Source organism: Rheinheimera lutimaris (assembly GCF_013283795.1).
In the GTDB taxonomy this organism is placed as follows: Bacteria; Pseudomonadota; Gammaproteobacteria; order Enterobacterales; family Alteromonadaceae; genus Alishewanella; species Alishewanella lutimaris.
In genome coordinates this window covers 66802-78502 of sequence record NZ_JABSOD010000017.1, presented here as the reverse complement: position 1 = coordinate 78502, position 11701 = coordinate 66802, and the positions used below count along the sequence as shown (strand labels likewise).

The window sequence follows — 11701 nt, the reverse complement described above, 5'->3', positions numbered from 1 at the left end:
TCAACCGATCTGAAAAATTCTTATCTGATCGGCATTAACCTTACGGTGGCTTTTTTATTCAGCAGCAAAATGTAGTAAGTTTAACCAACCAGCGCCAACAAAATACCGGCGGCTACGGCCGACCCTATTACACCTGCAACATTTGGCCCCATAGCGTGCATTAACAGGAAGTTATGCGGGTTAGCTTCCAGGCCCACCTTATTTACCACCCGCGCCGCCATCGGCACGGCAGACACTCCGGCGGCACCAATTAACGGATTAATCGGCTGTTTAGAGAACTTCGCCATGACTTTCGCCATAAGTACCCCGGACGCTGTGCCAATGGCAAAAGCCACAGCCCCTAACACCAAAATACCCAGCGTTTGCATAGTCAGGAATTTATCTGCGCTTAAGCGGGACCCCACCGCCAAACCAAGCATAATGGTCACAATATTGATCAGTTCGTTCTGGGCAGTTTTGCTTAAGCGTTCAACCACACCCGACTCACGCATCAAATTACCCAAGCAGAACATGCCGATAAGTGGTGCCGCACTTGGCAGTAATAAAATGGTCAATAACAATACAGCCAGTGGGAAAATGATCTTCTCTTTTTTACTGACTACCCGCAGTTGCACCATCTGGATATTGCGTTCAGCTTTAGTGGTTAACGCGCGCATAATCGGCGGCTGAATAATCGGCACCAACGCCATATAAGAATAGGCCGCTACCGCTATAGCACCAAGCAGATCCGGCGCAAGCTTCGACGCCAGGAAAATAGCCGTAGGGCCATCGGCTCCACCGATAATGGCAATAGCCGATGCCTCTTTCAGCGTAAAACTAAGCCCCGGCACTGCATTTAGTGCCACCGCGCCTAATAAGGTAGCAAAGATGCCAAACTGCGCGGCAGCACCCAAAAACAACATACGCGGATTGGCGATAAGGGCACCAAAATCGGTCATCGCGCCCACACCCATAAAAATCAACAATGGGAAGATACCGGTGCCGATACCCACCTCGTAAATCATATACAACAAACCACCTGGCTCCCCCATACCGGCCAGCGGAATATTGGTTAAGATGGCTCCGAAGCCGATGGGTAACAGCAATAACGGCTCAAAGCCGCGCGCTATTGCCAGATACAATAATAAAAAGCCTACCAGCATCATCACAACCTGACCGACACTGAAATTCATCAGTCCGGTCGAGGCGATTAACGTTGTTACTGCGTCCATGAAAATTCCTCAGCGCACGGGTTAGTCAAAGCTAATTAGTACATCACCGGTGCTTACCGCATCGCCGGCAGCCACGTGAATATTGACTACAGTGCCATCTGATACTGCCCGTATTTCTGTTTCCATTTTCATCGCTTCCATAATAATCACCACATCGCCACGCTTCACATCAGCGCCAACTTTGGTGACTATTTTCCAGATATTACCTGCCAGCGGCGCATTTAACGTGCCGCTACCGGTAACCGAAGCGCTGCCCGGGATATTTTCTGACACGACCGGTTTAACCGAGCTAAGCTCACCGGTTGGCGCCACTTCCACTTCATATACCTTACCATCAACCCGCACACTGTAACTGGCCGGGCCGCTTGATGCCGGTTTAGCTTTGGCAGGGGCGGCTTTTTTATCGTCGCTGCTACTTTGTGGCGCCGGTTCAAAGGCTGCCGGATTATCACGGTTTTTCAGGAATTTTAAGCCAACCTGCGGAAACAGCGCGTAGGTTAATACATCATCAATCTGCGCGTCGGCTAAACGAATATCTTCAGTACCGGCCAGGCTGTTAAGCTCGGCCTGCAACTTGTCCAGCTCCGGCTCCAGCAGATCTGCCGGGCGGCAGGTAATAGCCTGAGCGCCGGCCAGTACACGGGTTTGCAACTCTGTATTCATCGGAGCCGGCGTAGCGCCGTACTCGCCTTTTAATACCCCGGCCGTTTCTTTAGTGATGCTTTTGTAGCGCTCGCCGGTTAAAACATTAAGTACCGCCTGAGTGCCGACAATTTGCGAGGTTGGCGTTACCAGCGGCAAAAAGCCCAGATCTTCGCGCACATGCGGTATTTCCTTTAATACCGCATCCAGCTTGTCCAGTGCGCCCTGCTCTTTTAACTGGCTTTCCATATTGGTCAGCATGCCGCCGGGCACCTGGGCTAACAAAATGCGGGCATCCACACCTTTTAATGAACCTTCAAACTGGGCGTACTTCTGCCGTACATCACGAAAGTAAGCTGCAATATCGGCTAATAATTCCAGATTTAACCCGGTATCGCGTTCGGTACCTTCGGTAATCGCCACCATCGTTTCCGTGGCACTGTGGCCGTAGGTCATGCTCATTGATGAAATAGCGCTGTCGAGCATATCAATACCGGCATCTATAGCTTTTTGGTAAGTAGCCACACTCAAGCCAGTGGTAGCATGACAATGCAATGCTAACGGAATTTTGGTGGCTTCTTTAATGCGGGTAACCAACTCTTCACAGACATAAGGCTTAAGCAAACCGGCCATGTCTTTAATACAGATAGAATGGCAGCCCATATCTTCGAGCTGACGCGCCATATCTACCCACATATCGACGGTATGTACCGGGCTGACGGTATAAGAAATGGTGCCCTGGGCATGTGCGCCCACTTTTATTGCCGCCTGCACTGCAGTTTGCAGATTACGGATATCATTCATCGCATCAAAAATACGGAATACATCCACACCATTTTTATGTGCCCGCTCGACAAAGGCTTCTACCACGTCATCTGCATAATGGCGGTAGCCGAGTAAATTCTGCCCGCGCAGCAGCATTTGCTGCTTAGTATTCGGCATGGCTTTTTTCAGCTCGCGAATACGATGCCAGGGGTCTTCGCCTAAATAACGGATACAGGCATCGAAGGTAGCGCCGCCCCAGGACTCCATTGACCAATAGCCTACTTTATCCAGCTTAGCTGCTATCGGTAACATATCGTCCAGGCGTAACCGGGTGGCCAGTAAAGACTGGTGCGCATCGCGCAGAACTAATTCGGTTAACAGTAATGGCTTACTCATGCCGGTGTCCTCTTATTGTTGTTGGCGATACTGATGCACCGCAGTGGTGATAGCGGCCACTACCGCCGGGTTCAGTCCTTTAGCCGTAGTATCTGATATGGCCGGTTTCTCTACCGGCTTAACCGGGAAATAGCGCTGCATTACCGAGCTTAATAGTTGTACCAACAGCACCAGCAATAACAAAAACGCAAACACGGCTGCCATACCAATCAACATCAGATTGGCAGCTTCCAGCATTAATTCTGCGACCATGGCGCTTTCTCCTTATCCTTGCTGTCGACAATGCCTTGCTTTTCAGAATAGTGTAACCGACGCATAGCGGCCGGTATTTTCTTAACCAACCGGCATTATGCGCAGAACAATTGCTATAGCTTAAATAAAACTGCGTGATAGTTGCTATTTATGCTAACAATTTGCATAACGCCACTACATTACACGTAAAGACATTCGAATGTCTAGCCATCCGAATAAATGATAAGCAGAATAAATCAGCAACAGAATAAATGCGGCGGCAAGGCTTAAACCGGCGTATTAAGTTGTGTGCGGATCATAACACTAAGCTGTTGCAGGCCTTCAGCCAGAGCATTAACTAATGCCGGATAGCCATCGCTGGTTAGCGCTATCCGAAAATTAAACGCGTACATAGCCGGCTGGTTGCTGACGGCAAAATAACCACCGACAACCGCATAACCGTCCGGCTGCCCATGAAAGCGATCCAACTGTACCGTGAGCCTTGGTGTCGCTGCGGCTGGCTGCAATACTGCAGTAAAGCCATTGCTGCCTTGCGCCAGCAAGTCACGCAACTGACGCTGCAATTGCTGCTCTAACGCTTCAGCCCATAAATGCTGGCGTGCCATCACCAGCTCGACATCAGACACCTGCAACACCAGGCCGCGGCCATTTAAATAACCGGCAACCTGCAACGGCTCTATATACACCGCCGGAGCCTTGCTATGCGCAACAGAGGGCGCCACTGCCGGCAGCTGATAGTAACTGACGGCAGGCTGACTGCTGCAGGCGCTTAGCAACAACAGCAGCAGTAGTGTAAATGTTTTCATTGTTTTGCTCTCTTCGGTTGCGGATCTGCAGGGGCATCGGCGGCAAACACCAGTGCATTACTTTGTTGGTTTAACGTTTGCAGTACCGGTTGCAATTCGCGCAGTACCTGATCCAATGTTTGTAAATTGCCGTTCAGTTTATCGTAAGCAGCAGACCCGGGGCTTACGCCGGCTAACATCCGCTGCAATTCCTGCAAACTTTGCTGCAACTGGCCCGGCAGCTGTTGCATCTGAGGGTTCGCCACCAGAGCATCAAGTTGCGCTACCATACGCTGCGCATTTTGCATCAACGCATCAGTACTCTGCAGCGTTTTTTCACTCTGTACCAGCAACTGCTCAACCGGCAGATTATTTATTTTATCCAGTGCCAACAGCACTTTTTGCTCGATATTACTCAGACCGCTACGGGCTGTGGGCAGCGTCGGATAACCGGCACTGTCGCTTAACGCCAAACGCTGCTGTTGCAAGCTTTGTTGTTCAGCGTCAATAACAGGCTCCGGGTTAATATCCAAATCAATATAAAGTGCACCGGTAAGCAAATTACCGGTTTTTAATGCGGCATGCATGCCGCCGTTAATAGCCTTTTTCAGCTCTTCGCGTAACTGTGGCAGGCTGAGGTTCTCATATAAACGGCCGGCTTCAATGCGGATCAGTACCGGTATGCCCTGCTGTAACGACACTTCAAATGGCTTATCAATCGCGAAGAAAAACGGCACACTGGCCACAGTGCCTACCCGCACGCCGCGATATTCCACCGGCGCACCGGCTTTTAATCCCCGTACCGACTCATCAAAAAACAACAGGTATTCCACAAATTCGCTGTATAAACCATCCTGAATACTTTGCTTATTCGGGAACAGCTGAAATTCTGTGCCGTCCTTTACTGCATTACCGGCCGGCCAGCCTTGCATCAGATCGAAACTGACACCACCGCTGAGTAAGGTGGTAGCTGACCCCACATCCACTTGCAGGCCTTCTGCAGATAAATCAAACGAGAAACCACTGCTGCGCCAGAACCTGACGTTTTCGGAGATCAATACATCAAACGGTTCACGAATATACAACTGATACTGTGTGCGCCGCGTGCTGAGATCAAACTCCCGCATTTCTACTGTGCCCACTTCATAGCCGCGGTACAGCACCGGATCTCCGGCCGCTAAACCACCACTGTCTGCGGTACTTAAAATAACCCGAACGCCAGGGGCATCGGCCGGCGCTATCGGTGGTGTATCCAGCAACTGATGTTGCAACTGCTGCTGTGCGGAATCCCCCGGCTGCAGCTCGATATAAACACCGGACAATAACGTATTTAAACCGGTAACACCGCCGCGGCCTATTTGCGGCTTGACGACCCAAAATTGCGAATCGGCATTAAGTAATGATGTAATAGCCGGCTTCATCCGCGCTTTAATAATTACCTGAGTTAGATCATCACTTAACTCAACCGACACCACCTGGCCGACATCGACACTGCGGCTTTTTATCTGCGTTTTACCGGCTACTATTCCTTCAGCATTGGCCGTTAGCAATGTGAGCATAGCGCCCTGCTGCTGATAGTGGTTGTATAGCATCCAAAGGCCGATAAGCACCGCAGCTATCGGTACCACCCAAATAGGCGACCATTGCCGGATACGGCGAACTTGTGCGCTCTGTTGTTGCGTCAAGACGAACTCCCTGCTTGTTCTGCTAACGGATCCCACAATAACCTCGGGTCAAAACTCAGCGCTGCCAGCATGGTTAAAATAACCACGCTGGCAAACACCAAAGCCCCGGTGCCGGGATAAACACTCATTAATAAATCAAACCGCACCAATGCCGCCATAATGGCCACCACTAACACATCCACCATAGACCAGCGCCCTACCCAATCTACCCAGCGGTAAATCTGTGTTGAGTATCGCTGACGCCGGTTTAACGGCAATGCGGTTAAATAACATAACCAAAACATTATCAGTATTTTCACGACCGGCACGACAACACTGGCCAGCAGAATAATAATCGCCACCGGATAGGCACCATCTTGCCACATCAACACCAGGCCACTGATAATGGTTGAATCGATGGTTTCGCCAAACGACACCGTGCGCATAATCGGCATTAAATTGGCCGGAATATACAGCAAGCTGGCCGCGATTAATAACGCCAGCGTATTTTGTATACTGCAGCGTTGGCGCAAACGCACCTTGGTATGGCAGCGGCTGCAATGTGTTTGCGTGACCGGAATAATAGCCGTACATACCTGACACAATTTTAAATTTTGTGCCAGGCCGGTTTTGCCGGCATGAGCCGCAACCCGGGGTGTCGGACAAGGCGCAATTTTCGACCACAACTCACGCCGGTCTATTACCTGAAACGCCCGCAGATGCAGCAAACAAAACAGACAAAAAGCCCAGAAACTCGGCCCTAATGAAATATCTGCATCGGCCACCAACTTCACAAAGCTGATAATCAGCCCCATCAGAAAGATGTCCACCATACTCCAGGGCTTCAGCATATACAGTACCCGTGCCACCCAGGTCCTGGCCGGCAGCGCATACAGCATACCCAATTTCAGATACAAGATGGCACACATGCAGGCGGCCGGCACGGCCTGAATAAACAACCAGACTAATACGGCTAACCATTGATGATGTTCGGTAAAGAGTACGGAAGAAGTGTCAAAGAAATTCATCTCGTTGCTGTTACCGGCAGCAAACATACTGACAAACGGAAATAAGTTAGCCAGCAGTAACATAAACAATGCACTGCCGGCATACAGCACAGGCCGCAACACCGGTTGCCGGTGCCGGGCATCCAAATGATGACCACAACGGCTGCAGCAGGCCTCTTCACCGGCGGATATTGGTGGCAACTCCTGCACCAAATCGCAATGCCGGCATAACGTCAGCTCCGCTGCGGCAGATGCCGTTTCGGTGTTTAGCACAGCTGGTGTGGCGGGAATTGCAGATGCTGTCACGGTGCAGGCTTACCTGTGTTTTACCGGAAGCACGGTTGTAGCAGACCAAAGCTGAACTTAGCCTGAGTAAAACCGCGCCGTTACGATGACAATTTATAGCACAATCACAGTAACTTAGCGATGCAGCAGCCACAATTTAGCATTTAAAAACTGCCATCGCCTAACAAACAATTCGCGTAAAACGTGGTAGTCCCCGGCCAATCTGAGAATACCGCTGTCACCCCGACATCTCGTGCCAGTACATCAAGTAACTGTAAAACAACACCGTCATGTTTTGCCAACGTCGGCAAAGATTGATAGTACCAATCTTTGCCCTGTGCCAGCGGTGCTGAGCGCTCCAGGCTCCAGGCAATAATCTCCAGTCCGGCGGCTTTTGCGGCCTTCGCATAAGCCGACGGCACTATCTTGCCGTCTTGCTCTGTTACCAGCAGCCACAACGGCGGCGCAATAATATTCAATCCGCTGGCTTTAAGCTCTGCCATCGACGGCTGCCAACTGCGGCTTTGCATCGGATTAAAATCCGGCTGCTCATAGCGGCCATCGAGCCATACCGCCTGGCGGCCAAATTCCGGCTCATGCTCAAGCCAGTACAAAATATCCTGCCAATTAAACGACTGCAGATACACCTGAGACGGCGCCACACCCGCTGCTTTATATTCATCCACCAGTTGCTGCGCATAGTCTTGCTGACGGTAGCCGCCACTATACGGCATCGGCACTTGCGGCTGTTTCAGTTCAGGGGTCATTTTTACCCCTTGCTGTTTGAACAAAGCAACAGAGTCCTGATGTGTCATCGGTGTGGCACATTGACTGTATAAATCGGTACGCCAACCGGGCGTGCCCTGCACGTAATCCGCGACATTTTGGGCATGAGGGTTTACGCCATCCATTTTGGCACAAAGCCCGCTAAACTCCGCCACGCTGATATCGCTGGTGCAGCAACGTGCGCTGGCCGCTTTGCCATTGGCCGGCTCTGCCGGACTAAAAGGCTCAGCACATTTTGCTGCCAGCTCAGGGCGCAATAAAATATCCGTGGTCTGGTGTAAATCACACTGTGCATGCCGGCACACCAGCTGTTTATCCGCAGTAAAGGCCACATCACATTCCACTATGCCTGCCCCCATATCGATAGCCGCCTGATAAGACTGCTTACTGTGCTCAGCAAACATCAACGGCGCACCACGATGGCCGATAGAAAAGTCATGTCGATAGAATGGCTGTGTTTTACAAGCTTGCAGTCGCTGTTTTAAATCATCGTCAGGCAAAGCCTGTAACAAATACAGCGGCCTGGGGCCGGGCGACACCAGCGGCTTAGCGTCTGTTTCAGCACTACCGGTCAACTTACAACCTGCCAGTAGTAAAGTTAAACATAAAAATATTGGCTTCATAACAACTCCTGCGTTTTGCTACAGCCTGGGCAAGTATTATGACAAACACATTAAACCCGGCACCCCGGCCAATATAACGTCATAAAAAACGCATTTTAGTTACACAGTAAATACATTTTAAAGTCACACAATTTAAACACTGCTTCTACACAATGGCTCGCCGTCGGCAGCTCGTCCGGCCATAACAACAAAATTACTACATCAGTTCGGGAGACTCATTGTGCACAACCTCAGGTTAAATACCCTAACATTAGCCATCGCTACCCTGCTAAGCAGCACAGCACAGGCTGAAGAAAACATTACTGTCGCCGCCGCAGAAAGCGATGTTGAAGTGCTGTCGGTTGTTGGCAAGCGTGTCAGCTACGCCAACAACAGCACCGATGCCAATACGGCACAGTTTCAAGCCCCTATAAGCAATGTGCTTGATTTGGTGAATAATCTGCCTGGCGTAAATGTCGGCCAGGGCGATGCCTTTGGCAGTGATGACTACACCACCACCATCAGTATGCGCGGCTTTGTTATTGACCGCGCCGATCAGCAACTGGGTATCACCATAGACGGTGTACCCAACGGCGGTTCAGCTTATGCCGGCGGCAGCAAAGCCAACCGCTATCTGGACAGTGAAAACACCCGCTATGTTGAAGTAGGCCAGGGCGCTGCTGATATCGCTTCTGCCTCACTGGATGCGCTGGGTGGCACGTTAAACTTTGTGTCAGCAAACCCAAATGCCGAACAAGGTGCTCAAGTCGGCTATTCGCAGGGCAGTTATAATGCACGGCGCTATTTTGCCCGTTACGACAGTGGCGAAATTCTCGGTCACACCACAGCGTATTTCAGCCTGTCGGACAGTTTTAACAACCGCTGGATTGGCAGCGGCAGTAATGGCTACGCTGAACGCTTTCACGTTGAAGCAAAAAGTATTACCGAACTGCAGCGCGCCCGTATTACGGCGCGTATTTCTTATGACGATGCCCACGAAGACAACTATGATTACCGCTCGCTGGCACAGTTTAAACAAAACCCACAGTGGGACGGCCTGACCAGCGCATGGACCGGCGATCCTGACATCGATCAAAATTTTGCCGAAGCCTGGTCAACCCTGCGCGAAAATATGCTGGCGTATGTCAAAACAGAATTTGATCTGAGCGACAGCATTGATATGGACATTACGCCTTACCTGCATTTGCAAAATGGCCGTGGTGATTGGTTACCGCCTTATCAGGTCTACGCCACAGACGCAGACGGCAATTTGATTAGCAAGGGCAATGGCGAGCAGCGAATTACCTATAACTACGTTGATGCTAACGGTCAGCCGATTTTAGCTGCCGATGCCGATACCACCGGCGCAACCCGGGTATCGTCTTACCGCCACACCCACTATGAAAAGCAGCGTTACGGCACTACGGCCAATTTGCGCTGGACCCTGGCTAACCACCTGCTGCGCGCCGGCCTGTGGCTGGAGCAGCAAGACCGTAACCAAAGCCGCGACTGGCATAAGGTATTGGACCCGCAGGTTTACCACTACTTTGATAACACGCCATATTGGGTGCAATTTGATGATGACTATAAACAAAGCGTAGTGAAGTACTATTTGCAGGACAGCATCAGCTTTGGTGACTTACAACTGACTCTGGGAGTGCAGCAATACCTGATTGATATTGAGCGCACGGACAATTTCGACAACAGTAATAACGGTAAACTGGACAGTGATTCAGACATCTTACCCGGCGTTGGTGTGGTATACCGCCTGACGGACAAACTGGAACTGTTTGCCGGTTATGCAGAAAACTTTAAAGCCATACCGGATACGCTGTTAAACACCGTTGGTCAGGATTTTGACGAACTGGAAGCAGAAACAGCTGATAATATCGACTTTGGCTTACGCTACTTCGGCGATTCGCTGAATTGGTCTGCAACCTATTATGATGTCAACTTTAACAACCGTATCACTTTACTGGCCTATGAGGAGATCGGCGACCTGCCGGATTACTTAACTGAGCTAGACGGTACCTTTGTTAACGTCGGCGGTGTGAAATCCCGCGGCATAGAAGCCAACCTCGACTGGCGTTTTGCTCAACACTGGTCGCTCACATCAGCACTAACCGTTAATAGTGCCGAATACAGTGAAACTATCAACGGTTACCGCGCCGGCGACAAAGTGGCAGCAATACCGGAGCAAATGCTTAGCCTGGCGTTAAACTACAATGATGGCAGTTACCGTGCCGGTATCAACGGCAAACACACTGCAGAGTATTATGGCGCCGCCGGACGCGATGAAATTGATGGTGTTATTCAGTGGAACCGCGATCCGATCCCTGCGCATACCATCATTAATGCTTATCTGGGTTATCAGTACGATTTAGCCGCTGCGGCGATGTTTAATCGGGTAGATCTGGCACTGACATTAAATAATCTGACCGATAAAAATTATATCAGCGGTGGTCAGGAAGGCGCTTATCTGCTGGGTGCAGGCCGCACAGTAAGCTTTACCGTTAGTCTGGGCTTCTAAACCATTCTCAGCTGCACAAGGGCGCTATACAGCGCCTTTCTTTTATTTGCTGAAGCTTCTCACCCGCCTGCGTCAGTTTGCATCACGTCAGAATGCAAAAACCCGCTAAGGCGTTAACCGTAGCGGGTTCTTCGTATATGGTGGACGCAGGAGGATTCGAACCTCCGACCGCTCGGTTCGTAGCCGAGTACTCTATCCAGCTGAGCTATGCGTCCGGGGTGTTGCAAATTGTAGCACACTTTATTTAATGCACCGTGCCAGGTGCAGCCCGATTCAGATGGTGGACGCAGGAGGATTCGAACCTCCGACCGCTCGGTTCGTAGCCGAGTACTCTATCCAGCTGAGCTATGCGTCCGGGGTGTTGCAAATTGTAGCACACTTTATTTAATGCACCGTGCCAGGTGCAGCCCGATTCAGATGGTGGACGCAGGAGGATTCGAACCTCCGACCGCTCGGTTCGGAGCCGAGTACTCTATCCAGCTGAGCTATGCGTCCGGGGTGTTGCTAATTGTAGCACACTTTATTTAATGCTGCGTGCCAGGTGCAGCCCGATTCAGAGGGTGGACGCAGGAGGATTCGAACCTCCGACCGCTCGGTTCGGAGCCGAGTACTCTATCCAGCTGAGCTATGCGTCCGGGGTGTTGCTAATTGTAGCACACTTTATTTAATGCTGCGTGCCAGGTGCAGCCCGATTCAGAGGGTGGACGCAGGAGGATTCGAACCTCCGACCGCTCGGTTCGTAGCCGAGTACTCTATCCAGCTGAGCTATGCGTCCG

The 11701-nt window shown here is 50.9% G+C and carries 8 protein-coding genes and 5 tRNA genes; 1 reads left to right on the top strand and 12 read right to left on the bottom strand.

What is annotated here, in order from left to right; genetic code table 11:
- Nucleotides 1-80: 80 nt before the first annotated feature.
- The 7 genes from HRH59_RS14880 to HRH59_RS14850 all read right to left on the bottom strand — a co-directional run bounded on the left by HRH59_RS14880 (nucleotide 81) and on the right by HRH59_RS14850 (nucleotide 8416).
- Entirely contained in the window at nucleotides 81-1211 is a 1131-nt protein-coding gene (locus HRH59_RS14880; RefSeq protein WP_173502062.1) for a sodium ion-translocating decarboxylase subunit beta, read from the bottom strand.
- 21 nt (nucleotides 1212-1232) lie between these two features.
- Nucleotides 1233-3014, bottom strand: a complete 1782-nt coding sequence (gene oadA, locus HRH59_RS14875; protein WP_173502061.1) for a sodium-extruding oxaloacetate decarboxylase subunit alpha — start codon at nucleotides 3012-3014, stop codon at nucleotides 1233-1235.
- Nucleotides 3015-3026: 12 nt separating this feature from the next.
- Entirely contained in the window at nucleotides 3027-3266 is a 240-nt protein-coding gene (locus HRH59_RS14870) for an OadG family transporter subunit (protein WP_173502060.1), read from the bottom strand.
- 266 nt (nucleotides 3267-3532) lie between these two features.
- A complete protein-coding gene (locus tag HRH59_RS14865) occupies nucleotides 3533-4072 on the bottom strand; it encodes a PqiC family protein (protein WP_173502059.1) in 540 nt (179 codons plus the stop codon).
- Complete coding sequence (pqiB, locus tag HRH59_RS14860) at nucleotides 4069-5736, bottom strand: intermembrane transport protein PqiB (RefSeq protein WP_173502058.1); 1668 nt, start codon at nucleotides 5734-5736, stop codon at nucleotides 4069-4071. Before pqiB ends, HRH59_RS14865 begins: the two co-directional genes overlap by 4 nt.
- Nucleotides 5733-7028: a PqiA/YebS family transporter subunit gene (locus HRH59_RS14855; RefSeq protein ID WP_173502057.1), complete on the bottom strand. Its 1296-nt coding sequence runs from the start codon at nucleotides 7026-7028 to the stop codon at nucleotides 5733-5735. Before HRH59_RS14855 ends, pqiB begins: the two co-directional genes overlap by 4 nt.
- 143 nt (nucleotides 7029-7171) lie before the next feature.
- Nucleotides 7172-8416, bottom strand: a complete 1245-nt coding sequence (locus HRH59_RS14850) for a glycerophosphodiester phosphodiesterase family protein (protein WP_173502056.1) — start codon at nucleotides 8414-8416, stop codon at nucleotides 7172-7174.
- 220 nt (nucleotides 8417-8636) lie between these two features.
- Here HRH59_RS14850 and HRH59_RS14845 point away from each other — a divergent pair, with 220 nt between their 5' ends.
- Entirely contained in the window at nucleotides 8637-10925 is a 2289-nt protein-coding gene (locus tag HRH59_RS14845; protein WP_173502055.1) for a TonB-dependent receptor domain-containing protein, read from the top strand.
- 138 nt (nucleotides 10926-11063) lie between these two features.
- Here HRH59_RS14845 and HRH59_RS14840 read toward each other — a convergent pair.
- The 5 genes from HRH59_RS14840 to HRH59_RS14820 form a co-directional block, all read right to left on the bottom strand.
- Nucleotides 11064-11140 (bottom strand) — tRNA-Arg (locus HRH59_RS14840).
- Between the two features lie 63 nt (nucleotides 11141-11203).
- A tRNA-Arg gene (locus HRH59_RS14835) sits at nucleotides 11204-11280 on the bottom strand.
- Between the two features lie 63 nt (nucleotides 11281-11343).
- Nucleotides 11344-11420: transfer RNA gene (locus HRH59_RS14830), tRNA-Arg, on the bottom strand.
- A 66-nt stretch (nucleotides 11421-11486) separates the two neighbouring features.
- Nucleotides 11487-11560, bottom strand: a tRNA-Arg gene (locus tag HRH59_RS14825).
- A 66-nt stretch (nucleotides 11561-11626) separates the two neighbouring features.
- Nucleotides 11627-11700: transfer RNA gene (locus HRH59_RS14820), tRNA-Arg, on the bottom strand.
- Between the last annotated feature and the right edge of the window lies 1 nt (nucleotide 11701).